Genomic DNA, 25758 nt, shown 5'->3' with positions numbered 1-25758 from the left:
TCAGAGCTCTCCCCGGAAGGCGCGGTGTTGGAGTGATGCAAAGAGTGCATCAAGCTCGTTCGACGATTCCGCAAATCGCTGCTCTACCTTCTTAGAGGCATCCAGTCGAGCGATGAACTCCGCCTGCTGCTGTTTGGGCGGCACAAGTATCTCAACTGGATATATGCGCGTACCGGAGATAAGCGGCTGCGCCGACTGGCTTGCATACTGATTCAGGTTCGCCGACTGCAACGAGTACGCAAGAAAATCGAAGCTAACTCTTGCATCGTGCTCGCTCACATAAAGCGCATTGTCAGTTACCCAGCTATTGGCAGGTGTTATGTGCACGCACCCGCAATAAACACCAACTCTACCAATTACGATTTGGCGGCTATCAAACATGTACTCATCGTGGTAGCCGTTTATACCGTTCCCTCCGAAAACTGGATATGACCCATCACTTGCCATTTCCGATGCCGGAAGAAAGTCACCACTCTTTACCTTTAGCAGGTTACCTAGAGACTTCTTCTCCAACTTGTGCGGGTTCGTCACCGGGTCCCCAAACATCTCCACAAAAATCGACTGCGCAAGACGGTCGAGTTGGGCCAAGGCCTCGCGGCGCTTGGTGCGCAGGGCGTCGGCTTTGTCGAGGATGGCGGCGATGCGGCGTTGTTCGGGGAGGGGGGGGACACGAACTCGCGTTGAGTTAGCACGCTCAATCGTGTAAGTGCCTACAGTGGACCCAGAGCCAGCATGTACTTGGTCTAACAACTCGGCCGTTCGGAAAGCATGCTGAAAGAAACGCGAGCAGATTTCGCGCTTGGCTTTGAATCTGAGTACGCTGGCATCCTTGTAGTAGAAGCGGTCATTCGGACCTACCACATAGCATGCGCCAAGCGTTCCAACTGCTGAAACCATTAAGTCGCCAGCCTCTGGAACTCCATATTTCTCCTGAAACTCAGCGAAAAGCTCTTCGGAGATGAAAAGCTCGTTATCAATCTCTCCGTCCCTTGCAAGCCGAACAATCTCGCGCGCCCGATAGAAAGGGACACCAGAAGATTGCCAGTCACTTTGCAATACGCGCTTACTCGACGAAATTTCAAAAATATCGCCTAGCGTCAGGCTTTGCCAGTCGCTCATTTACTCAGCATCCCTTCCAACTCAGCCATATCAATCTGAATCTCGACTTCGAGCCTCTTTAGTTTGGCGAGGATGTCCAACGGGTGGTCGTGCTCCACCGCTTCATGCACCACCTCCTTGTAGCGGTTGATGCTGAGGTCGTAACCCTGCGCCGCAATGTCGGCCTTGGGTACGCAGAAGCTCTGCGCGGTGCGTGGGTTGCTGCGTTCACTGCCGTCGCGTTGGGACCAGCGGGCCAGTGCATCGGGCAGGTTGTTCTTGGCGTGTTCGGCCTCGGTCAGTGGCTGGGCCGGGTTAGGGCCGAGCTTGTCCTCGTCCAGCAGCGGCTGACGCTTGTCGTCGAGGCTCCAGCCATCGGCCTGCATGTCGTAGAACCATACATGGTCGGTGCCGCCCGAGTTGGTTTTGGTGAACAGCAAGATGGCGGTAGAGACGCCGGCATAGGGCTTGAACGCACCGGCTGGCAGCGAAATCACCCCGTCCAGCTTCTGTTCTTCCACCAGCATCTGCCGCAGCGCCTTGTGTGCCTTACTGGAGCCGAACAGCACGCCATCGGGCACGATGACAGCAGCCCGGCCGCCAGGCTTGAGAAGGCGCAGGAATAGTGCCAGGAACAGCAGCTCGGTCTTCTTGGTTTTGACGATGCTGAGCAGGTCTTTGGCGGTGTTCTCGTAGTCGAGGCTACCGGCAAACGGCGGGTTGGCGAGGATGAGGCTGTACTTCTCTTCGTCACCGGCGTGGTCTTGTGCAAGCGAATCCTTGTAACGGATATCCGGGTTATCAACACCGTGCAACGCCATGTTCATGGAGCCAATGCGCAACATGGTGTTGTCGAAGTCGTAGCCGTGGAACATGCCGTGGTGGAAGTGTGTACGGGTCTCAAAGTCGTTGAGCAAGTCAGGGTATTGCTCGCGCAGGTATTCGCCTGCCGCTACCAGGAAGCCGCAGGTGCCGCTGGCTGGGTCGCAGATGATGTCTTTGGGGGTGGGGCGGGTTAGTGCCACCATCAGCTTGATGATATGGCGCGGAGTACGGAATTGGCCGTTCTGTCCGGCTGCGGCAATCTTACCCAGCATGTATTCGTACAGGTCACCCTTGGTGTCCCGGTCTTCCATCGGTACGTGGTCGAGCATGTCCACAATCCTGGACAGCAGGCCGGCAGTCGGGATGGTGTAACGCGCGTCCTTCATGTGTTGCGCATAGGTGGAACCATCACCACCAAGGCTGCGGAGGAAGGGGAAAACATGCTCGCCAACGACCGTATGCATTTCGGCGGCGGAAAAATTCTTGAATCGTGACCAACGCAGGTCGTCGTACGGACGCCCTTTGGGGTCATTACCCTCCGGGAAAATACGGGTGGCCATGGGCTTGCGGAGCAGCGCAGCCATGGACTCTTCCCGCGTGTGTGCATCGTCCAGTCGGCGGATGAACAGCAAGTAGGTAATTTGTTCCAGCACTTCCATCGGGTTGGAGATGCCACCCGACCAGCAGGCGTCCCAGATGGCGTTAACTTGGGAACGGATTTCGCCTGTAAGCATAACGAGATAATTCCTTGAATTTCACTGCGGCCAAGCACGGGCAATCGCCCCTGCTAATCATGCAAACATGATAACGGCTGGGCATGGCTTTGTTGAGCGAATTGGTTGATTGTTCACGGCATGCTGACTTGCCCAGCATGCTTCATCGCACCAAATTCGGACGATACTAGTCACCAAAAAGGAGGCTACAGGAGCGGAGAAACACGCTGTTCATGAGGTGAGTTGGCCACGATGCGTGCCAAGCGGTTAGCTGCTTGCTGGTACCGAAATTCTTCCGCCATTGCCGAAGCGCATAGTTAGACAGTTAACTACTTGGTTGCTGTTTCAAATGCTTAGCTACAGGGTGGTTGGATGCATTTTCCCGGCTTGAAAACCTCCTTCCCGTGACCTAGGGTTGGTAGATGTCAGTGCAACGCTGACCTGACGTTTTGCGCCTGAACCTGACTGTTTTGATGTGAGCCGCTACCGCGGTCGGACTCGCTATTTATGAGAGGGTACGACACGGGAGCTGACCATGTGCCAGGCTGTCAGCGAGATGGTGATGTCGAATGTATTTCGATGCATATCGGGACGTGTGGCTAGCACTTGCTTTTGTATGAAAGTAATTGTCAGTAGGCGTCATTTGCGGTGTGAGCCGTATGGCATTTTATTGTGTCAATATTTAATGCCGCTCAAGTATTTTGTCGAATTTTACCTACCATCCCCTGCTTTTCTGCCTATTCCTCTCCACTTTTGTCTGTCTCTATCTTTTTGTTTTATAAAGATAAATTTTGGTGCTTGTCATGTAAAAATGACAGCTTGTCATGTTTACATGACAAAGCTTGTTATGTTTCAACTACAAGCTTGTCATGCGAAAAAAAATTTCATCAAAAAACTTCCTTACAGCTCAAGTAGTTTTCGCGATTGTGCTTGTAATGTCGCCAAAATAGGGGCTATTTTTCGCAAAAACACTGCATTAAGCTGCGTAGCAACAAGTCATTTTGAGCCCCAAATGCTACGTAAAAACCGCACTGAAACGTCGAGGTTTTCATCCGACGTGCTTGTCCCTCAATACGGGCTTCTCCCGACTACCTCTGTCTGCCATGCACACAGTGCTGGAGGTGTGCGATGAGCCGTGCGGCGCCCTCATACGGCCGTCGCGGTCGTTTGAACGAGGCCGATTCGGGTATTCGCCATGTCGCATCGACATTTGGCAAACCTAAGCTGAGCACCTTCAGTGAGAAGGCATCAGGTCACATCAACGTTGAATACAACCCCGAACGGTTGGTATCGCATCTGCTCGCCATCGACCCGCGCGTCAAAGCGTTTCATCCGCAGCCATTCAGTGTCGACCTGATTGACCAGCGAGTCCTGTTTAGCAAAGAAGCCAAAAGTGAAGCCAGGTTGCGCCATCGCGACGTGCCAGGTGAGCGGGTGTACACCCCCGATTTCAGTATTGATTGGCATGGTGGGCTGCACTGTGCTGTCGAAGTGAAGACGGAAGGCTTTGAGGGATTCGATGCGTACTGGGACAAGCTCGCTCGAGCACGTTCCATCCTGGCCGCCAATAACTATCCCTTGCGTACGGTCGTAATTCCTGCGGACCCCAATCATCCGATTCGTATGAATGCCTGGCAGCTGAAGCAGGCTGCACAAAAAGCCAAGAGCTGTCTGGATGACGACCTTGTCGAGCGCGTGGAGAGTCGCTGCGAAGATGGGCCGGTCACCATGGCCGCGTTGTGCAAAGACCTGCAGCTACATCCTGGGCTGATTCCGGTGCTGCTCGTTTCGGGGGTGCTGAGTGGCGACCTGGCTCACCATCGTATGCGAGGGACTTTCGAACTGAGGCTGGCCTATGGCGACCTGAGCCACCTGTGCTTGTTAGAGGTGCTGGAAAAATGACGCGCACACTAATGCTGCACGACAAGATTGCGCCACCGCTGAATCGCGAGGCGTATCTGGAAGTGCTGGACCCGAAGCCGCGTGGTGGCTGTATCAAGGTGTTCGATGCCGAGTATCGTGTTGAACGCTACATTGAAGTCGCGAATGTGACGTCGGGCATACACAACGGCTCATTAACCATCACTCGCTCTGGCCGGCCGCGATTTAGCCACGCTGCTCAGGCCGGTGATGAGGCACTTATTGCGCGCAATGGTTTTATCCGCTCCACCATGCGCAGCATCCAGGACATCCAGCGGCGCCGGGAATGTAGCTTTCTACAGGCCTATCGCGAAGCAGAAGAGGATTACCGCCTCCTAGCTACGCCTGAGTCTCCGTCTTTCCCAACGCAGTCGACAATTTATCGCTACCGGGAAAAAGCGCTGGCAGGTCTTCCTGCATTGCGTGGGGACAAAAATAAGGGCAACCGTTCTTCCCGCTATCCGAAGGAAGTCATCAGCATCATTTGCACGCTGGCCATGCAGCATTACCTGCAATCGCACGCACGCTGGTCTCTTAAGCGGCTGACTGACGCGGTTAATCGCCAAGTGGCGGAGGGTTGTCCTCTGATGAGCTGCCATCCAATAAGCAGCAAGTTTGTCAAAAACACCATTACGCGGTTTGTCACCTCGGACCCAGAACACGACCGCATGCTGCCGAGCGATGCTATTGCCGGCAAGTCGACTGCGAGGAAGCGCCTTCGTATTGAAATGCCATTCGAGCGGGTTGAGCAGGATGCTCTGCATTTGCCATTTGTTGTGGAGACGGCAAGCGGAGTGACCAGCCAGGTATATCTGGTCCATGCCATTGATTGCTGCACCGGTTACCCACTCGGCTGGCAACTGGTTGTCGGTGCTCCTGTTGATGCCGACACACTTGCTTGCGTGGAAATGTACATGTCGCCACGGAAAGCGGCGTTGTTTCAGCAAATGAAAATCGACCACGACAAGAACGTGTGCGGTACCCCCGGCCTACTGGTGTTTGATAACGGTGCAGAAAACAAAGGCAGTCGTATTAAAAACCTTGAAAAACTCGGTGTAGATGTCCTGCATTGTCGTGCCCGGGCGGGTCAGGAAAAGCCTTTCATTGAACGACTGAACCGTTCACTCAAAGAAGCCTTGGAAGGCTTGGCAGGTTGCACCCGGTTTAACGGCAAGGATGGCCAGCGCGACCCCATCGCATTGGGCGACTCCTTAATCACTATTGAGGAGCTCGAGCGTTGGATAGTGCGGTGGTACTACGAGAAATGGATTCATTCCCCGCTTCAGCGCCTGCGTTGGGATGTTTTACTGACCAGCTCGATTCGTGGAGAAACCCCGGCAGCACGTTGGCAGTACTTTGAAGACGAATGCTGTGCGATACCGCTACCGCCCTCACGGACTGAATGGCTCTCCGCGCTGTACGAACATACCGAATGTCGCCTGAGCCGCAAAACCGGCATCACGATTCTTGGACACAATTACAAAGGTGACGACATTCCGGCACTAGTCGAAAAGTACGGTGAGCATCAGCTATTGAAGGTCTTATTTAATCCAGATGATTTTCGACATATCTATGTCTACGAAGGGGACGAGCTGCCTCTGATTATTTTGTCGTATGAGCACCTGCGACCGGAGACACCGGCTTGGTCATTTAAAGAAGCAAAAGAGAAGTTCAAGAAGATGAAGTCCAGTTTTAAACCGGCATCGCAAGCCGAAAATTTCGACCGCGACATGCATGACAAAGTTGTCGCTGACTCTCTTGCGCCCAAGCGCAAGAAACAAAGTAAGTATGACCGCAATCGCGATACGGCCCGCAAGGATAAAGAAGCGAAAGCGACCTCTCGTGCAGCCAGGCTGCCCAGTCCGTTACCGCCACCAGTACCTGCACGGTCTACTCGAGCAACTACGTCTCCGCGTGTCGAAGTGGCCGCGGCGAGCCTGTTATCCGATGACGTGATGCTGCTGCCGGTACTGAGTAAAGAAAGTGGGGGGAAACTGTCATGACCCCTGGCAAGCAACTACGTATTGCAATCGAAGAGTGTGAACTTCCCCATCCGCTGTTCCTCGCGCAACACAAACCATTACAGGAGCGCATCGAAGATGCGCTCGATGGTGCAGCCAGTCGTATCGAGCGCGTCATTGGGCCGTCACGTGTAGGCAAGTCAATGCTCATCAATGCACTCTGTCGCCTTTATCCAGAAACCAAGGTGGATGGCCGGCGGCACGTACCGGTATTACAGGTCCCGTTGCCACCCGGCATTTCACACTCCGGATTGTCAGTGAGTGTATTAACCGCGCTTGGCCTGCCTGTACCGCATAGTGGCAAATCCGCGAAACCGCGGGAGCTGGAAGAACGGATGAAGCACCAACTGCAGTTAGCAGGCACGCGCGTCCTCATGTTTGAGGAGGCAAGCCATCTGGTAGACGTTGGCGCACGCGTACCGCCGCGCGTCGCGGCAGACTGGTTCAAAACCTTGGCCGACCGTCTCAACCTGACGCTGCTGTTATTTGGCGTACCGCGGCTTGAACGACTGTTTGAGTGTAATGAGCAATTGCGGACGCGCGCTTCCGCCTCTCGACGACTGTTACCTTACGACTCTCGCATCCCGGCAAACATGCAGGCGTTTCACAGCTGCGTGGCGACATACGCCAATTTGTTTCGCGAGTCTGGTTATCCAATTGAATTGCCTGGACAGGCGCTGACGTATCAGTGCTATTTGCTGAGTGGTGGGCTCATTGGGGTGCTGAGTCGGTTCATGCAAGAGCTTGCCAGCCAGCAGTCGTCAGTCCAACCGTGCTCGTTAACGTTCACGGATTGCCAGGCGGCAGTTAGCGCGATTGAAGTGGCAGGTTCTCCTAACTTTCCAGCATTTGCGGACCCTTCTGCCATAGAAGCTGGCGTGGCGCCAGCGGCACTGCATCAAGCCTTTGTGACGGTCATGAACGATAACGACTTGCCGGTACCGCTTCTCGAAAAACTGTCGAGGGCTGCGCAATGAGTTTGATTGTGACGTATGCACCGCATGTGGATGAGTCCGGGCTTGGCTATTACCGGAGGTTAGTGACCGATAACGTGCTGTCCGGTTGGCAGGAGCTGGCTGGGATTGCTGGGGTGCAACGTAGCCGCCATGCATTGTTTGGGCATGCTGATTTAGTTGCCAGTCAGCTCGGCCTCGAATTTGAATGGGCGCTACGTGCCAGCCAAAAAGAAGAGGAGAGTCGTAGCTGGGGGCGTTTGTACCGAGTCCACACTGACGCTGTCTGCCCAGTATGTCTGGAGGAGGACGGTTATCTGCGGCAAAGCTGGGAGCATGCTTATGTCACGGCCTGCCCGAAGCACCGTATCAAGCTCGTTGACTGTTGCAATGACTGCGGGGAGAGTCTGACGCAGCATCGTGACCATGTTGACCGTTGTAGCTGTGGGCAGGACTTGCAAAGATTGCCCCGCGAAGAGGCAACCCCGGCGCAGCTTTGGCTGTCGGCGCTCATCGCTAGCCACGGCAAGCATGCCAGCCATATCGAGCCCCGGCTGAAACGCGTAGACATCAGCACATTGGGGCAGGTTGTCGCGACGCTGTGTTTGTCGGCGGACCCGACGCGGGCACCGTTACATCGCAGTCTTGCTTATCCGAGAACGGTGACAGAGGCTGCTACATTTTTGGCGCCACTGGAGGGGTTACTAGCCAATTGGCCTGCGGGGTTTCAGGTACATGTGGAGCGTCGCATAGAGGTTGGGACGCCAGAGGCACGGACCCTCAATACATTGCTGGGCCCTTGGTATATCGGACTGCGCAAAGCTTGCCAGGGCACTGCCCTCGAGGTCTTTTTGCAGGTCATCATCGAGGTCGCCGCAGAAAAATTCGATGGCATTCTTGGCCTCGACTCCGCCAAGAACATGGCAGAAGACGTGACTGAGTATCTGCGTTCGGCAGAAGCGGCAAAAGTCATTGGGGTCAGTGCCTCCAGGCTGCACAAGGCGATTCAGGATGGAGAGTGCATCCATCGCACACGTCGGTTTGGCACGCGTGGCCAAGTGTATGAGCTGCCTCGTGCTGAGGTGGACCGCATCCAGCAACGTCGCAATGAGTGGATAAGTCTCGACGCCGCTTGTGAAGTCGCTGGTGTTACTCCTGCGGTGCTGGAGCACATAGTGGCGGCTGGTGTGATTTCGGCTGACGTGAATTGGCGCCATGACCTGCTAAAGGGTGGTCCGGTGGCATCTGACTCCTTCTCAGCACTGCTCACTCGTATTCGAGAAGCGGCCGACTCTGCTGCGGCTAGCAAGGGAGAAACGCTCACGTGGGCGGAACTGACTAGCCGGCGCATGGGTGACAAACGAGCTATTCAAGCTGTGATGCAAGCTATCGCGGATGGTCGGGTCAAGGCTATCGAGGTCGGATGTCGGTTGGGGGACTGCGTATTTCGGCGTGAAGACGTGACCGAGTATTTCGGCACCCCGCTCCTGGAGGCTGGCATGTCGATACAGCAGCTTGCCAAGCTCACCGGCTGGAAATGGGAAAGCATTTCACACTGGATAGAAGAAGGGCTACTGGAGTCCGAGGCGATTCAGTTGCGGGGTAAGTCGTGTCGGGTCGTCATGCCGCATCAGTTGCTGTCGTTCAGGCAGACCTATGTGCCGCTGGCTGACTTGGCTCGTGGCATGGGGACAAAATCTTCGGCACTGTCGAAACTGTTGCCGGGTATTGAGCAGGTTGGGGCGAAACCGCTTCCGGATGGAGCTTTTCGTGGGGGGTTGATTAGGATGGCTGACCTCGGACGGCTGGCGGTCATCGGTGCCAGAGCAGGTCACGACCTGTTTGTATAGTGTGGCCACCCTTGCGGGTGAAGACGGCGTGTCAGTTCTGCTGGTGTGCCGTCATTGACTGCTGAAGCTTGGGAACTAATTATTGTAAGCAGGGTGCCCTTGCGAGGCTTTGCCAAATTGCTTGTTGTCTGGTTATTGGGTGGTCCCGCATGCCACTGCTGTTGCAAGACGCTCGCGGCAGCTACGATACCCCGAAGGTGGGATTTAGAAGTAATTCGCGCTATTGAATGGACTAACGCTTAGCGAGTGCTTCTGAATACAGGAAATCGCAGAAGCATTTCCGTCACTGAGTATTCGCCACTGGCATCTGAAACCCCTAGGCTGGTCCATTTGGCTCAGCCATAAAAACGTATGCACACTCTGTAGCAAACCTACGGGTGGTGAGGCTGAGCCCAGCCCTCCCTATGAAGTCGGACGAGTCGATGGAGCCGCGCAGAATGTTGGCGGACTCCCAAAGCCACGATTCAAGGGCTTCGAGGGTAAGTTGATTGGCCATGATGTTTCTCGTTGGCGTTTTGAGGCTCCGTGCGTCGGGTTCGTATTATATGCCCTGTACGTTGGTATGCTCACGCTGCAATCTTCCACAAACTACGCTGCCGCCAATCCGCTGGAAAACCCATTAGCGCCGTATCAATCTCCGGATGTGCCGCAATTAGGGCATGGATTTGTCGGCGCCAGGTATGGTTCGGGCTCATCAGGTCGAGCAGGTAAGCCAGCATGGTCAGGGTGTTGTAAAGCAGTTGAGTTTCGTTGGGGTTAAACGTGGCCGCGATGTCTTTCGGCTTCTTTTGGGGAGGCGTGAAGCGCAATGCGAAGCGTCGGTTCCACACCCGGCCGTGATGGGCACAATGGTTGCGAACCACGGTGAGATGGTGGGCAAACGAGACCAGGACGCGTTCGTCCAACCCATACTGGTTGGCAATCCGCTGGCGGTCTTCGGCTAGCTTCAGGTTTTTGAGCCAGCGTGACAGATGGCCCAACGTCATCAACTCGCAGGAGACCCAGATGGGCGGTGTATTGAGCTCTGGGTAATGGTCGCGATAGTGCTTGGCGAAGGTTTCACGACTGCGCTGGTATTCCTTAAGCAGTTCGCCCTGACTGATGCCCCAGACCCCTTGGTCGCTGAATAGGGCGGCTTCGTCATGCGCAAAGGCGCCATAGCGGTCAGCCAGATGCTGGGCAAACGTTGTGCGCAGCGAGATTTCGACCCGCTCAATGGCGTCCAGTAGCAACAAGCGCAGCTCGCGGTCGAACACATAGGTCGCCAAAACTGTGTCAAAGTTGGCGCCGGGGGCAAAGACGTGGTCGTCCCCGTTGGTGGGTTCGGTCTCGAATGGCAACCAATAGGCCCGCAAGCGGTAGTAATTGATATGGGTGAGGTAGTGCTTGGCGCGGTCGCGGTCAGGAAACGCCATGCCGCGCTTTTGCAGCAGGTCGATTTGCGCATCGACGCTGAGGGGCGGTTTAAGAAAGGCCATTTCCGCCCCCAGAAATGAGAAACCCGCCTGGTGCGCATCGTGGAGAGGCGTGGCGGGTGTTGTTAAACATATGGTACTCATTGAGTGCACAAATGTCTACCTGTCCCGCACATTCCCGCCGTAAGGTATTGTTTTTCTTCACGCCTTTAACTCCATGGAGTCATCACGATGGTTGTGATGACTGAATGTCATAGTTTGCCTAACATGCATTACCCGGCCAGCGTCGCCGTGGGATGTCTGCCATTTCTCTCTCCAGAGAGGCTACCTGCTGCTCCAGCTTGCAGAGTCGCTCATAGTCCTGCAGGATTTCCCGGGTACGCTCCATCGATGGCATCGGTATCGAGACTGCACCAAGTAGCGTGTTAGGGCTAATGTGTGGCACCCCCGCGCCCACCTGAAGGCTGGCTAGTTGTGCTTGGCCGTGGGGCGACCTGAGGTACATGACAAGAACCTCAGCAGGCAGGTGTTTATTTGGTTGCTTGGGGTTCAGGCGCAATGCGAGGCAACTCTGTGACACGACGGTGGGTCTGTGCTGTGCCGACCCACCCATCAGCGCAACCCGCCCGACTGAGCCTTTGATGGCAATCACAACATCCCCTGGCTGAACCAGAGTCGAAGCTTTTGGTCCTGATTTCAGGTAGGTGGTCTTTTCGATGGAGTGATTGATAGGCTGCCAATTATTCAGGTCCGGCAAGCCGACTTCTGCAACCTCAAGCGAGCTGACTTCTTTGGAGGTTGCGGGCGGCCTCACCGCTTCGTAGAGGTCCCCAAGCGTGACTACCTCATCGCCCAAGTCAGCCACTTGCCGCAAATAGCGGGAGGGCGCAAAGCTATATTCGTTTTCTGCAATTTCCTCGCGCCCGACCCATCTGGACTTATCCGACGTGTGCTGTTCAAGCACCACCTCCCGAGCAGCTGACAAAATGTCACCCGCCTCCTGAAGGGAACGGCGACCGCTGACAAGGTTCGCCATGAAAACGGTATTGGTTGGCCCAACCGTATTAAACGTGAGGATGGCACCGGAAAGGGCTGTGGCGCCGAGTGTTCCCGGTGGCAATGCGACAACAGTTTGGAGCGCGTGAGATGGATTGCCTAGCAGGTATTCACGCAAGCGCTGTTCTTGGCCTAGAGAGAACAACACTCCCTGTAGTGTTACAAAAACTACTCGCTTATTAATACGATTCACGAATTCAAACAAGGTCCAGGACTCGCTTCGTGTGAACCGTTCATAGGGGCGAGTCCTCGTAATGTCCCAACCCAACACACGGCCATTTTTTACTGGCACGCCAAATGGGGGCACAACAAGGCCATAGTCCGCACGCCGCTCTGAATAAGCCATTGCATTACTGCCACTCTCAATCCGAACGGACGGCGGCTGTGGTTCACCTGTTTCAATTGTCAAAAGGAGTTGTCGGATGAGCGGCCAGGATGCGAAGGGAGACGTTGCAAGAACACGCCAACCTCGGCGAAGTGCTTCGATGGTTAGCTGTCCTTTGAAGTCGAATGGAATCCAGACCTCACTGTCTGGTGGTGCCTCGACCATGTCCATCAGCAAAGAAGACAATTCGGGTATCAATGTGCCTTCTGTCTCGCTTTTCCGACCTGAAGGTTCTGAAAGACAGGGCAGCACATCCCACCGCTGCACCCCAAGTTCCATTTCCAGGCCGGATACGATGTCCGCCGCCGCTGTGCGTCGACTGACATCATGCTCGACCGCCGAAGACCAGTGCGCACGGATGAGGTTATGTGCCTCCGCAGGGAATCCTGCTTCTAACAATTTTTCCCAAGCATGTGGCTCGACCAGTTCACGAACCGCAGAGTCGTCACCGGCTTGTTGCAGGGCAACCATGCGCCCGGCAGCTAGCCAGGTCAGTGCGAACAGTTGGGCGTCATGGGCGTCGTCAAGACGCGCAAGGTCAGCCAGTCGCCAGTAAGCCCTTGTTACGGGGGTGTCGGTTCGTGTCATGGTGTTTTGGGAAGCGTTCGGTTTCGATACCCCATGGTATCAATGAGCTGTTGGCAATGCAAGTTTGTAGCGCGCTACGAAATTGCAGAGAGGGGGCTGCCGCATTGGAGTGCTTATTACGGGCAAAGCGACAGGCTTGTCCCGCACTTATCCAATGCTCAAACCGTAAACAGGTCATAGGGCACCTAAAGATGTCGCGTACCCAGCTTGAAAACCCCCATCCCATCGCCTTCGGTTGATAGACGTCAGTGCAATGCTGACCTGCAGTTTTGAAAGTGAACCTGTTTTTGTTGATGTGAGCCGCCAAAGCGGTCGAGCCCTATTTATGAGAGGGTTCGATGCGGGGGCTGGCCATGGGGCGGGTTGTCTGCAGTAGGCTGCAGTCTTGCGAAATCCTGTCCAAACCGGAGGGGGCTGTTTGCGCATTTGTCTGGCTAGATGCGAGCGCCGCATGTCCTGAGCTGCCAGGTGTCATCAACAGCCAAGCGTGGCGGTTGGGCCTAGTCGCTGAATATTCCACTGGTCGTTATCACGACAAATCTGGCCGAGTTCGTCTTGCAGGCTCTCCAGTCTGTCACACGATTTCCCGTTTTAACACACATTGTCTTGAGCGCTGCGGCATGGGTTTACCACTCCGTGCGACGCCATCACGACACCTTGTAACGCCAACGTTACATGCGCGTAACGCGAAAAAAACTTCTCCCCCAAAGCCCCTGCACAATCAACCATTTTCTGTTTTATTGCTTGTAACGTCGGCAAAAACGCCTCTATTTTTCATGAAAACACTCTGATATGCTGCGCGGTTTGTCGTTCTATTGACCGCCTGATGTTGAGCAAAACCCGCACTACAAATTTCCCGTACAGACCTTCCGCTGCAAGCGTCATTGCGCGTGCCAGGACTCGTGGCCAGAGCGTACTGCTATACCGAGCTTTCACCCACCACTTGATACGCTGGTGTTAGCAATGCCTGTCTCTTGGAAAGGAACGCTGCAGCAGTATGCCGGTCGCCTACATCGGGAACACGCAACCAAAACAGATGTGCGCATTATCGACTTTGTCGATGCCGGGCATGCTGCGCTTGTACATATGTGGGATAAGCGACAGGCGGGGTACCGGGCTATGGGATACAGCGTTGCTGCTTGCGGTAACTGAGCTGTACAGAGTTACTTTGTAACGGTGCAAGTGGTGTTTCTACATCCGCACGGTGCAATAGTTTCAGCTCATGGTTAAAAGGCTCAGCCGAAAAGGCGTATGCACACTTTCACAGCCTACCTACGGGTGGTGAGGCTGAGCCCAGCCCTCCCTAGGGCATGTCCTGCCTGGGATAGCCTTCACTCAACCGCCACCCACGTACTACGGTATGGAGCCGGCCTCGCCCGACAGACTTTCGTTCCGCGCTTCTGTCTTCGCCTGCGCGCCGGATGTCTCAGAACTTCCCCCCAGCATCGGTTTCCCCGGCGCGCTGGTGGTGAGCACCTCGTCCGCGCCGGCGGCAATCGCAGCATCACCGAAGCCCATCCTGGATGGGGCGGCCCTTCTATCCGGCGGCATTGTGCTCGGCGAGTAGCATGCAGGTCTTGCATCAGAGTATAGGCACCGTCGAGGGCATGAAATGCGAATCCCGGAACGCCGTGTGAAAGAGGTCGGTGTGCCAGGAGCATTGCCATGGGCTACGTTCACCACTCATCGCAATAACCAGCAAAAAATAGCCTCTTATTAGTGATTTTTGAAGATAAGAGGAATAATATTGCCGGTTGTTGCAGATGGTTTCTGGAGGCAATGTATGGCGACGAGCAACGAACCCCGGCATCAAACGGTGGACGAAATGGAAGTAGCTCTGGGGGAGCGGTTGAAGACACTGCGGATACATCGTAACCTCGACCAGAAATCACTTGCCGAGCGCGCGGGTATCAGCGTTCGTACTTTGCGGAATCTGGAGGCTGGCGGTGGTTCGTCGCTACGAACACTTATCCAGGTTGTCCGGGTATTGGGGCGGGAATCGTGGTTCGAGACGATTGCTCCCATTGCGAGCATCAATCCGCTTATGTTGACAAGGACTGCTTCCCCACGTCAGCGGGCCAGTAAAGTCAGGAAGTCAAAGTGACTATCTGGTCGCCACGAGCCAGCAGCACCTGACCCCTGGAGTCCCCTTTCTCGCTGTCTTTTTCCTTGTCTGGAGCTGGACATCTACCTTGGCGTCTTTCCCTGCGTCACAGTCAGAATCCTACACAATTCAGACAAAACCGCTTCGAATAGAACACTTTTCAGACAAAACCTCTGGGCTGTACTGGGCAATCAAGCAAGAATCAGACAGCAGAGGCTGGCATCTTTCTGGGCCCCCTTACTGTGGCTCAATCGATGTTTTACCCGTAAGCCGTACTCCTAGTTCTATGTTATTTGCCATTCAAACATGTTTACATGCTTGTCATGTGAGCCCAGGCGCCAACCGGCAGGCTGCATTCGCTGCGATTTCTGACAAAAACTGTACAGTTGCCCGCTGTCAGGAGATGGTGGCGCTCAATCCATTGGCTTATCGGTCCTTGGGTGATGACCTGAAAACAGCTATATTTAGCAGCCGGTTTCTGAGAGCATTTTCCGTCGATGGTGCTCACTCATACTGATGGGAAGGCTTAGTTTTCGACTGGATGAGCCGAGTTTTTTTGCTGGGCAACGAGCGTAAATTCCCAGCTTATGCTTCGAATTTTCTTGTCTTATGCATCCTGGTGCGTTGTAACTCATTGATTTGAAATGATGGGATTTCCCAGGTTATGCGTTCATCTACAGTGTATGTATGTAGGATCCCACGAATATCTAGTTTTTTCCCACTTTTCTAGATTTTTGGGATTCTCCGCTCTGCAGTTAGTTTAGCAAATGGCCTCCAAGTTTGGAGGCCATTTTTCATTTGTAGCTAACCGATAAGGTTTGTGTCATGGAGGTCACAAGTCTGTTTGTCGGCCTAAGCAGTCACTTAAGCACCTAATAAACAAGGCCTGCTTTTACATCGAAAAGCAGGCCTTCATAAATTTTGCAAAGTAAAGTGGCTGCTCTTTCATTGAGTTTGATATGGAAGGGCGGACGATTTTAAGGTGATCGACGTGTTAATCGTCTTCGTCTCCATCTTTATTGACATCAACTTTGCGAGCTATTTTGGTCGATAGCAAGGTGATGAAACGAGCCTCAGAAGCCAACGCTTGTAGAAGTACGGCTTTCCATGAATTTACGCCCAGTCGGCTTTCTATTTTTGACACATGCCCATGCAGATTATTCGAAATGGTCTGGGGGTCAGGGTTGTCTGCATTAGACACAACTGAGTCTATCGTGTCCGTAATAAAATCATTTGATTGATCTTTGTATCGACTAAGAAGGTGAAGCCGACTGAAGTGTTTTTCAATTATAGAAAAAAGAGTGCCATCAATATTGCCGCTATTTTCTATAAAGAATGTCGGAATGGCAAAATTTCCGGACCAAACCAATGTTACAAAGAGGAATCTCACGTTAGGGATTGGGTCGCGATAAAAATTTATTATTCCTCTTGTATTAGAGTCTTTCCAGTAGGCCAATTTATGGCCATTACATTCTCCACAGCACGGAACAAGGTTGAGAGCCATTACTGCAAATTCTGGAAAATCCTCTTTCGGCACATAGTGATCCATAGTTTTAGGAATGGAAATTCCACAATATTGACAAGTGCCTTGGAGTCGGGTCGGTTGTGCCGCTTTTATGAACGCTTTGAGTCCATCTAACGCTTCACCGCCTCCTGTATATGCTTGGAGAAGGTGTTCCTTCTGCTGCCCACCGTAGGTCGACGTTGGTAACGTAAACAATGTGTCGCTTTTAAATTTATCTGTGTATAGCGTGTAATGTTGAGCGATGATATTTTTTAGCGATTCAAGAGTTTTCTTTGCAGCGTTTTGTTTTCCTTTAACCGTATTGTTTTTTCCATCTACAATTCTATTGAAGTAGTGATTGAATGGGGCATCCAGCGGATTAAGATTTTTCATTTTATTCGCCGTCGTAAAGTGCCTGCAGGAAAATTGAAGCATTGAGACTCAATTCGCCTTTGAATATTTCGTTCACTTCACTGGCTGTATATTTCGAAGACAATTGCCTCAATACTTTTTTGTAATTTGGCTCTGTTGCGACAGTCTCGAAAACATGTTTGGTGATAACTGTAATGTTTTCTCCAAAACATTCCATGTCAAGATCTCGCACAATAGGAATTGAGCCGACTCTATCAAAGACTTTTACATATTTGCTGGGGACTTCTTGCAGGATAAGGGGAGAGTGCGTCGCAAGTAATGCATAAGAGTCAAAGTGCTGAAGTATGGTATTTATGATTATAATCAACTTTGCTATCGCACTTGGATGCAAATGCATCTCTGGCTCATCAAAAAGGATGAGCGATTGGCTCCGGATATTCGCTAGAATTTCCGTGACTATGTACATAATGATGCTTTGCCCTGAACTTAGAAGTCCGTCAGAATTGTGAGCCACCCTAGAAAAAATCTTTTTATCAAATAAATCTTCAGATATTTGAAGTAAGTGATTCTCATCAATTAGATTCTTAAGAACATCGAACCAAAGCCTTTCCCTGCGCAGCAGGGTAAGCTTTGCAGCCGAATTTTCGTAACGCGATTCTAGTTTTTTAGCTGTAAGAAAGCCTTGATTGTCTTTAAGGCCGCAATATATATAACTGAAGGTTCTTTTCTTGTTAGGGCGTTCAAATTTATCGAAGGCACTATAAGAAACTGCAATAATTTTTGAAAAGGACGGGCGGTTAGGTTGAAACCTGCCGGATTCACTTTCACCACTTAGAGCGAGTGCCATTTTCGCCAAGAACTGAGTCTTGCCAGTACCGTTACCTCCAATGATTGCCACGATCCGCCCGGGAATAACGTCAGTACCGTCGAATATAAACTTTGCTTTATGATTTTGAGATGCAGACCCAACTTTGCACTCAAAGGAGAAATCGTAGCTATTTTCGCCAGAAACCTGTCCTATTAACAATCGATTACCTTGACGGAATGCCTGCTCTGCTTCACTGAACCGAATAAGTGAATTTTTAAAAACAGCCAAATTTTCAAAGTCTTCAACAATTCCTTGGTTGTAGACGAGGTCATTAAGACTAGTGAGAATTTGCTCCATCAGGTGAGTGTCTTTGGCGAGATCCTCATAGAAGCCCAGCTCTTGTCCAAGTGACGCGAAATTTTCGTCAAGGGACTTGAAGGAATCAGGAAGAAGCACGAAGCCCTGAGGGTCGTAATCCTCTACTCGATTCGACATTATCTTAATGCTGCCAAGCGGTAATTTCTCTGATGGCGATGCAATATATGTCAATCGGAACAACGTCTTGGAAGAGTAGTCATCCCAGTTATCTTGTTTGAGGAGGCAGTGAGGATATGTATCAACTGACGGGGCTGGCGCGTTGTAGCGCTGCACTAGGAATTCCATCTGATCTTACCTATAGATAAATTGAATATAAATTATATTTTTATGAAGGTGATATCTAAGCTAATTTTCGTGCAATTGCAGTATTGATGAAAATTTCCCTGTTGAGCATCAAAACGTTGATGATCCTTTACCATACTGGCCGGCAAGCCTCACATTGCAATCCTGTTGACGTGCTCACTTCAATTCAAGACGAATCGCCGCTAGCACCCTAGACGCTTCCTCGGTTGCATCTAGGCTGAAATCAGCCATGTTCATCTGCAACAAGACTGACTGTATTGGCCGAACCACTGCCTGCGGGCAGATCGTCAGCCCTTGAGGATAGTCCTCGCTTAGCTACGTTTTTAGAAATAATTAGGCAACACTTTGTTCAGTTAGTATGTCTTTCTGTATCACTTCCGCAGGCTCAATAAATTTTTTCAACTCTTCTTGCTGCTCAAGTAAGAATGGGGCTTCTTTAACCTTCTCAAAGAGCTTCAATAATCGTTGCTCGGCTCTGTTCAAAAGCACACTATATAGAAGTGGTTGAATTGTTACCTTTTTATTGTCCTCGGTTCGAGTGCCCCCTTCGCCGGGTTCAATTTGATCTCCTAAAACAAAACCATCAATTCTCGTTTCGGGCTGGATGTAGCCCTTCTTTCGTAATTCTTTGACATACTTCCAAATTTGCTCTTTCTCTTTTGACCCAAGTGAAAGTTTTGTTGTTTTGAGATCGACAATAACAAGATGTTGGACGCCTTCTTCTTGAAACTCGTCGCAATAAGATGGCAAAGAATAGAATCCTACACTGCCATCAAGTCGAATAACAAAATCCGGACGATTCAGTGAAGCCTTATCATCTTTACCATCAAAGAGTTCACGGATGACAGTAGTCATTCCCTTGTTGGAGGTAAAGTGAATTGATTCAAATTTGTCCCCAAACATCCACAATCCCTTGGAGAATAATGGTTGAAGTTCCTTTACTTCATCTATGCCAGCAATCTGAATCTTGATTCGGAATTCATTTATAATCTTCAAACGATTCTGTATTTCGTCCAAGACTAGCTTTGCCATTCCAATTGTCCATTCATTTAGAATGGCATGCAGATTATCATAATCATGGGGTTCGCACTTGTGTAGCAGGTCAAGTAGTCCATAACGAGACTTGGATTGCTCGAGCTTGGCGAGAATAATAGACAGCTGTACGATTTCGTTCTCACCGAAGTTTGGGCAAGTATCAATGACCTCATTAATGAAGCTTTTAACTCTGTCCTTGCTTACGGGGGAAAGGGTGTTGATCGAGTTGCCAACCTTTCCAATAACTGCACTTCGCCGGCTTTCCCGCTCTGTCTTGCTGCTATCGAAGATGATCTGGCGAATGCGATCCTGAACAATCTCGCGGGTTTGGAGCCATACAGGGTGATCTTCCTTAAAGCCCTTCCAATTTTCAAGAACGGCATCTAGCTGGTTGAGGTAATCTGCTTGAACAATGAATGTAAATCGCTTTGCCTCTGAAGTTCTTCCATCAAGAATTTTCTCGTAGTCGCTACCGCTCCACTTGCACTCGCCCACCGCACGGTTTTGGACCCACCATGCTATGCCGTGCTGCTTTGTGGTTTTATCAGCCTTCTTGGCATCGATATGAAGAATACGAACGGTTCCGTAATCATTGACTTCTACTTCTTCAGTAGATAAAAGAGACGGAATATCGTTGAAGGTGATTTGGCGACCACTAACTAAAACTTTGAAGGATGGATTCGCAAGGAAGCGACTACCGATCAACTCTCTAGCTTGTTCCTCACTGAACACTCTTCGTGGAATGACGCCAGTCCCTACGATTTCTGTTCCATGCCCCTCTACACCTTCAGCCTTGAAGGAAAGTTCTTCAAGAACGAGAGGGGCAGTTGAGGTCGTGCGAACCTTACAAACAAATTCCTGCCCATTCTTCTTGGAAGTGATGATGTATTCACTTGCAAAGCAAAAGCTCGCGAAACGGCCCTTGCCATTCTTCCCAAATACAGTGCGGGATAGCCCCTGAACATCGCTTGGCGGCTCGGTACTCCGCCCTTGGTTCTTCACTCGGTTGTAGTCAATGGTTCGCCAAATATTTTGAAACTCATCCCGTGTCATCCCATGCCCATTGTCCCAAATTCTGAACGGCTGCCCTTCCTTGGGATCCGGCCAGGTTATGCGAACCTCGGTTGCATAAGCGTCCCAGCTGTTAGCAACAAGCTCAACAATGGCAGTGGCGGGATCAGTGATGATGGCACCCGCATGGTTCTCAAGGAATCGCTCATCGTAGAGGAGTGTTTGTTGTTCCATGGCAATGCTCTTTATGCGTTTTGAATGTCTTCAGGATACGAAAAATAATTACCATCTGGAACGATTCGGCTCTCAAAGATGGCAACGGATTCCTACTTGCTTTATGACCGGTGATCTATGTTTGCAGACAGTGATACCCTAGGAACCAACGGCAGCTAAGGCCGATCAGTTGTCGCCAACATTGCTTATCTAGCTGTGTCTCTACAGAAGTGCAATATCCCGGTCGAGTCATAACATTACTGGTTGAGCTTTAAAACTTACCGCCTCTAATTTGCAGTTTTGCTCTGCACTCCCCGTCATCTCAAAAAAACTCACGTTGACTACACCTGCCTTGAAGTCAAAAACGCGATAAATGACGTAGGCATCAGCCAGTATTTGTGAGACCAAAACCTCATTAGCCGAAATATAAAATGGTGTATTTGACGGGCCTTGCGTAGTTTTTACTTCAATTAGTTTCGGCCGACCATCAGGGTAAAACGATGCAATGTCGTAACCTGCGGCCGAATTACTTAGCGCAATGTGCTGCACCTGTTCCGCAAGATCATGACGACAGCATTGGCGCAGGCTGTCGATTTCATACTGCAGCACCAGCTTTTCACCTTGCAGCCCTAAGTCGCGGTTGCGCTCGTCGCGGGCTGCCCAATCTACATTGCCGCTAGCTGGTTTTTTGCCAGTGCGCTTATGGCTGCTTGTCGTTGCTTGCGGGGGCGCGACGCGCTGTAGGGTCTGTGTGGCGGCCGGTGTCTTGGGGGCGCTGTAGGTGGGGTTCAGTGCAGGAAGCACTGGTAGCAGCATGGTTTGCAGCGTTTCAGGGCTCAGGTCCCAATTCAGGATTCGCCAGACAAAATGCACGGGGTTTGTTTTTTGCGGGTCGTGGCTGTGGTAGGCCAACAGGCCCATGTAGAAGTAATCGCTGTTACTAGTTGGCCGCAAAAACAGGTGCACATTGTGTTGTTGTTCGTTGTGTACCAACAGCTGCTGAATGGCCTTGGATTTAAAGCTATGGCGGGTTTGTGATTCCCATATTAGGTAGCCGTCGGTGGTGAGGGCGTCTTGGTAGGGGTTGCCTTCTACGGGTTTGCCAAGCGTTACTAAAAATACAAAGTGGCCGCTGTCTTTGGGGGTCTCGACGATGCCGGGTATGCCCCAACGTCCTGCACCGGGGCTAAATGTGCAGCCAGGCTCAAACAGCTGCGAGATGGCGTAGCGATCGTATTGTTGGTAGCGCCGCAGGGCGGGCTTGGGGGCAATGGTAAAGCCGAGGTTTTCCAGAATATGGAAGCAGGGGGATGACAGGCCGCCGGTAAAGCTGCTGGCCGGTAGGGCTTGGCCGAGTAGCTGGCCTGCGGCCAACCCTAGTACCGCCTTGGGCGGATAGCGCTGGCTGTTATGAATCAGGTCGTAGTCAGCGGAATCGCTGTAGCCATACTGCGCAGCCTCTTCTAATGAGAAGTCCTGCAGCACCGCCAACACGTGTTGCTGAGTGAGGCCAGCCAAATACTGGCGCAGCTGCCGAATTCGGCCGCTGGGGCCGAGGTCGGCACCGGAATCCAGAGTTGCCATTCGCTTATTTCGATATGTTTTTTGGCAGCTTATGGCATGGTTTTTATGAATGCAACATGGATATCTATAAAAGTTGGCCGTGCTCAAGTGCGGGGCAAGCAGGCAAACCAGGCGGGTAGTTCAGCGCTGATGATATGAGCTAGGTCGTGGATTGGCGCGTGCGCCACGCAGCTCAAAAAAACAGCCCCCGCATCCGCGGGGGCTGTTTCCATTTCATCTGCCGGGCAACACAGCTTGCGGCCAACGTTGGCCGCATGGCTTAGATGTCCAGCTGCTTGTGGTAGTGCTTCTTGATCGGGTCGGTTTTCTGCAGTGCGTCCTTGGCGGCGGCCAGGTTGTTGGCTTTTACCGCCTGGCTTACCACGTCCAGCTGCTGTTGCAGTTCCTTCAGGCCCTTGTCGTAGGTGGGTTGGTCTTTTTTCAGCGGCAGTTTGCTGGCCTTGGCCACGTCGTTCTGCAGCTGGGTGAAGTGTTTGTTGAAGTCCGCCATATTGTTGCTGGCCAGTGCGGCCTTCACGGTGGTCTTCATGTCTTTCATCACGTTCTTGATTTCGCCTGCCTGGGCCGGGGCGGTGGCGAAGCAGGCCATCAGCAGCAGGGCCAGGCCGAGTTTGGTGGTGCGAGCGGTCGTCATGGTGTCGGTTCCGTGAGTGAGGGGGCTGTCGGCACTATAGGTAGCAGGGATTAACGACAGCTTAACGGGCCGCGCGGAACCTCCGCTTTCGTTGCGATACTGCGTTGCTCACAAGAGTTTTTCCTTGCATATCAATCATATGCAGCGCAGCTGGTTTCGTTCTCGCCATGCGCACCTGGCCTCGTCGCGACTTGTCCGGCTGGAAAAAGGGGTGCTTCGAGGCACGCCGAACGCTGCCGGTTCAGTTGGCCTGGATGATGCTGTCGATGCGGTCGTGGATACGGCGCATGCCCTGGTTGAATTTCTGCAGTGCGTGTTCGCCTTGCGGGTGGCGGGTGCTGAAGCCGATGTAGGAGCGCAGCTTGCCGGCGGTGAACAGGTAGCGCACTTGCTGGCGGTCGATGCCGGCGTTGTGCATGACCAGTGCTTCGGTCTTCCTGGCGTCGATGTTCAGTACCGCGTACTGGATGCGGCCGGCCAGCAGCTTTTTCAGCATGATGCTTTCGCTGTTGGAGTAGTCGATGCTGACGCGCGCTTTGATGCTGTTGAGCTTGTCGGGGTATTCGTAGCCGTAGACCAGGCCGACGCTGCTGCCGGCGGGCAGGCTGGCGAGGTTACCGGCGCTGGCCAGCGTGGTATTGCTGACGGCGTACACCCGCGATTCGGTGACGAAGATGGGCTGGCTGGCAAATGTCACCCGCCCCTGCATTGCCGGCTCCCATGACATGTTGAAGCAGGCCGCTGCTTCGCCGGCCAGCACGCTGGCCTTGCAGCGGGCGTAGGGCACCACGATGAGTTTGATGGGCACGCCGGCGGCGTTGAAGGCCTCGCGCACGATGCTGTTGGCGTAGCCGCTGCCGTCCGGGTTGGACCACGGCGCGGCGGCGTCTTCCACCATGATGGTGAGCGGCGCGGCGTGCAGGGCGCCGCTCAGGCAGCAGGCCAGCAGCAGGGAGCGTGTGATGCGCATGCAGATCCGGAGGGGTGGTGGGTGGCGTGGCCGTGGCGGCCACGGCAGGGCGCTACCTTAGCGCAAAGTTGGCCGCAGCGCTGTGCCAGCAAGCCGCTACAGCAGCGGCGAGACCTGGTTGCGGCCGGCGCGCTTGGATTGGTACATCATCTGGTCGGCGCGCTGCAGGAGGGTCTGGTAGCTGTTGTCGCCGTCTTCCAGCTGCGCCACGCCAAAGCTGGCGGTAAAGCGTACCGGCTGGCCGTTGCTGTCCAGTTGCCGGGCGGCGATTTCGCCGCGCAGCCGTTCGGCGCTGGCAATAGCTTGCGTGGCCGCCACGCCGGGCAGCAGGACGGCGAATTCCTCGCCGCCGATGCGCGCCACGAAGTCCACGTCGCGTACCACCTGGCTGCTGGTATCGGCCACGTCGCGCAACACTGCATCGCCCACGGCGTGGCCGTAGCTGTCGTTGATCTGCTTGAACAGGTCGATGTCGAACAGGATCAGTGCCAGCGGCTGCTGGTAGCGGCGGGCGCGGGCGAATTCGTGGCTGGCGATTTCCTCGAAGTAGCGGCGGTTGGAGACGCCGGTCAGCACGTCGATGCGCGCCAGGCGCTCGGCCTCGTCGCGGGCGCGCGCCAGCTCGGCGGTGCGCTGCTGCACGGTGTATTCCAGCGCCAGCTTGGCCTGTTCCAGCCTGGCGTGGGACTGCAGCTTCTCGTGGATCACGTTTTTTTCCGCCGCTTCTTTCTGCTCGCGCAGGATGTTGATGCGGTCGGCCAGCGCCAGCGCCAGCAGTACCACGTCGGCGGTGATGCCGAATTCGGCGGCGTGGAAACTGGCAAACGAGTAGGGCAGGGCGCCGCTGACGGTGAGCGCGGTGACAAAGGCACCAATCAGTGTGGCGGTGGCCGCCAGGGTGAAGAAGCGCGCCGCCTTGTAGCCGTGGCGCCAGGCGGCCAGGCCGGAAAGCAGGATCAGCGGCGTCAGCACGAAGATGAAGTACACCGCCAGAGCGTTGTGCAGCACGCGGTTGTCGTTGGCCAGCGAGCCGCCCCAGACCAGCAGCACGGTAACAAGGTAGGCCCGCAGTATGCGGTGCAGGCGCGGCAGGCGCTGGCGCGCCTCCAGAAAGTGGCAGGCGAACACGATGGCCACTGCCTGGTACAGGAAGATCCAGCTGGAGTAGGTGGCGGTGAGCCAGCGTGGCGAATCCGGCCACAGGTACTGGTAGGCGAAGCCGCTGTAGGAGAAGTTCATCAGGAAGAAGATGACCAGGTACAGGCAGTAGTAGCCGTAGTTGCGGTCACGCGTGGACAGCCAGATAAAGCCGTTGTACAGCATCATCACCAGCAGCACGCCGTAGAACATGCCGAAGTAGCCGGCCCACAGCCGGTCGCTGTCGTGAAACGCCGCCGGCTGCCACAGCTCGAACGGGTTCATGAACGCCTGCAGGCTGGCGATGCGCAGGTAGTAGCTGTGCCGCCCCGGCGCAATGCGCATGTCCATCAGGAACTGCGGATGCGGGTGCGGGCGGGCGGCGAACGGCAGGGTGTCGCCCTGTAGCTGGCGGAAGTAGCCGCCGTGTTCGTCCGGCTGGTACAGCTCGATGCTGTCCAGCCAGGGGGTGCGCAGTACCAGCAGCATGTCGCGCGGCTGCGCCGTGGGGTTGTTCAGCTCGAAGCGGAACCAGTACGCCGAGTGGGTGAAGCCGAAGCTGGACAGCCCGCCGTCGGGCGGGCGGAAGGCGCCGGCCTGCTTGCCGCGCACGTCGGCCAGCGTGAGCTGGCCGCCGGGGTCTTCCAGCACGTCGGCAACGGTGTTCAGCTGGTAGCTGGGCGTGTCTGCGGCCAGCTGCACGCCGCCGGCCCAGGCCCTGGTGCACAGGGCAAGGCAGCACAGCAGCAGCAGGAACAGGCAGCGTGTGGTCATGGCTGGTGCGGCGTGGCAGGTTGGCCGCAGCCGGGGTGCCGGCGCGGCAATGGCCGCAGTGCTTGACCGCGGCATGGCCCGTGACTGCGGGCCGGGTGCCGGTAGCA

General features: G+C 53.7%; 16 protein-coding genes. 5 read left to right on the top strand and 11 right to left on the bottom strand.

What is annotated here, in order from left to right; genetic code table 11:
- Nucleotides 1-1119, bottom strand: a complete 1119-nt coding sequence (locus PSELUDRAFT_RS04965; protein ID WP_088965792.1) for a restriction endonuclease subunit S — start codon at nt 1117-1119, stop codon at nt 1-3.
- Nucleotides 1116-2657, bottom strand: a complete 1542-nt coding sequence (locus PSELUDRAFT_RS04960; protein ID WP_088965791.1) for a class I SAM-dependent DNA methyltransferase — start codon at nt 2655-2657, stop codon at nt 1116-1118. Before PSELUDRAFT_RS04960 ends, PSELUDRAFT_RS04965 begins: the two co-directional genes overlap by 4 nt.
- 1107 nt (nt 2658-3764) lie before the next feature.
- On the opposite strand from PSELUDRAFT_RS04960, the gene PSELUDRAFT_RS04955 reads away from it, so the two are divergent.
- Genes PSELUDRAFT_RS04955 through PSELUDRAFT_RS04940 form a run of 4 tightly spaced genes read left to right on the top strand, consistent with a single transcriptional unit; the run spans nt 3765 to nt 9380 of the window.
- A complete protein-coding gene (locus tag PSELUDRAFT_RS04955; protein WP_088965790.1) occupies nt 3765-4538 on the top strand; it encodes a hypothetical protein in 774 nt (257 codons plus the stop codon).
- Nucleotides 4535-6559, top strand: coding sequence for an integrase (locus PSELUDRAFT_RS04950; protein ID WP_088965789.1), 2025 nt, complete (start codon nt 4535-4537; stop codon nt 6557-6559). Before PSELUDRAFT_RS04955 ends, PSELUDRAFT_RS04950 begins: the two co-directional genes overlap by 4 nt.
- Complete coding sequence (locus tag PSELUDRAFT_RS04945; protein ID WP_088965788.1) at nt 6556-7554, top strand: TniB family NTP-binding protein; 999 nt, start codon at nt 6556-6558, stop codon at nt 7552-7554. The genes PSELUDRAFT_RS04950 and PSELUDRAFT_RS04945 overlap by 4 nt, the downstream gene beginning before the upstream one ends.
- Nucleotides 7551-9380, top strand: coding sequence for a TniQ family protein (locus tag PSELUDRAFT_RS04940; protein WP_088965787.1), 1830 nt, complete (start codon nt 7551-7553; stop codon nt 9378-9380). Before PSELUDRAFT_RS04945 ends, PSELUDRAFT_RS04940 begins: the two co-directional genes overlap by 4 nt.
- A 566-nt stretch (nt 9381-9946) precedes the next feature.
- Here the strand turns inward: PSELUDRAFT_RS04940 and PSELUDRAFT_RS04930 are convergent.
- Both PSELUDRAFT_RS04930 and PSELUDRAFT_RS19225 read right to left on the bottom strand, forming a co-directional pair.
- Nucleotides 9947-10858 carry an Abi family protein gene (locus tag PSELUDRAFT_RS04930; protein ID WP_088965785.1) on the bottom strand — a complete coding sequence of 304 codons (912 nt, stop codon included), beginning with the start codon at nt 10856-10858 and terminating at the stop codon, nt 9947-9949.
- Nucleotides 10859-11057: 199 nt separating this feature from the next.
- A complete protein-coding gene (locus PSELUDRAFT_RS19225) occupies nt 11058-12824 on the bottom strand; it encodes a type I restriction-modification system subunit M/S (protein ID WP_157725020.1) in 1767 nt (588 codons plus the stop codon).
- 1783 nt (nt 12825-14607) lie between these two features.
- Between PSELUDRAFT_RS19225 and PSELUDRAFT_RS20070 the strand changes: the two genes are divergently transcribed.
- Nucleotides 14608-14928, top strand: a complete 321-nt coding sequence (locus PSELUDRAFT_RS20070; RefSeq protein ID WP_197693935.1) for a helix-turn-helix transcriptional regulator — start codon at nt 14608-14610, stop codon at nt 14926-14928.
- Nucleotides 14929-15922: 994 nt separating this feature from the next.
- On the opposite strand, the gene PSELUDRAFT_RS19220 is transcribed toward PSELUDRAFT_RS20070, so the two are convergent.
- From PSELUDRAFT_RS19220 to PSELUDRAFT_RS04885, 7 genes are all read right to left on the bottom strand, one after another.
- A complete protein-coding gene (locus PSELUDRAFT_RS19220) occupies nt 15923-16825 on the bottom strand; it encodes an HNH endonuclease (protein ID WP_157725019.1) in 903 nt (300 codons plus the stop codon).
- Nucleotide 16826: 1 nt separating this feature from the next.
- Complete coding sequence (locus tag PSELUDRAFT_RS04910; RefSeq protein WP_088965783.1) at nt 16827-18275, bottom strand: AAA family ATPase; 1449 nt, start codon at nt 18273-18275, stop codon at nt 16827-16829.
- Nucleotides 18276-18626: 351 nt separating this feature from the next.
- The gene (locus PSELUDRAFT_RS04905; RefSeq protein ID WP_088965782.1) at nt 18627-20573 is read right to left on the bottom strand and encodes an ATP-binding protein; all 1947 of its coding nucleotides are present in this window, start codon (nt 20571-20573) and stop codon (nt 18627-18629) included.
- A 228-nt stretch (nt 20574-20801) separates the two neighbouring features.
- Nucleotides 20802-22136: a DUF3427 domain-containing protein gene (locus PSELUDRAFT_RS04900; RefSeq protein WP_088965781.1), complete on the bottom strand. Its 1335-nt coding sequence runs from the start codon at nt 22134-22136 to the stop codon at nt 20802-20804.
- A 259-nt stretch (nt 22137-22395) separates the two neighbouring features.
- Nucleotides 22396-22770, bottom strand: coding sequence for a cytochrome b562 (locus PSELUDRAFT_RS04895; RefSeq protein WP_088965780.1), 375 nt, complete (start codon nt 22768-22770; stop codon nt 22396-22398).
- Nucleotides 22771-23011: 241 nt separating this feature from the next.
- Complete coding sequence (locus tag PSELUDRAFT_RS04890) at nt 23012-23740, bottom strand: ABC transporter substrate-binding protein (RefSeq protein WP_088965779.1); 729 nt, start codon at nt 23738-23740, stop codon at nt 23012-23014.
- Nucleotides 23741-23836: 96 nt separating this feature from the next.
- Nucleotides 23837-25651, bottom strand: a complete 1815-nt coding sequence (locus PSELUDRAFT_RS04885) for a diguanylate cyclase (protein WP_088965778.1) — start codon at nt 25649-25651, stop codon at nt 23837-23839.
- Nucleotides 25652-25758 lie beyond the last annotated feature (107 nt).

It is taken from the genome of Vogesella sp. LIG4, from assembly GCF_900090205.1.
In the GTDB taxonomy this organism is placed as follows: Bacteria; Pseudomonadota; Gammaproteobacteria; order Burkholderiales; family Chromobacteriaceae; genus Vogesella.
Note: the sequence above shows the minus strand (reverse complement) of the source record. Positions and strands in the feature narration are given on the sequence as shown.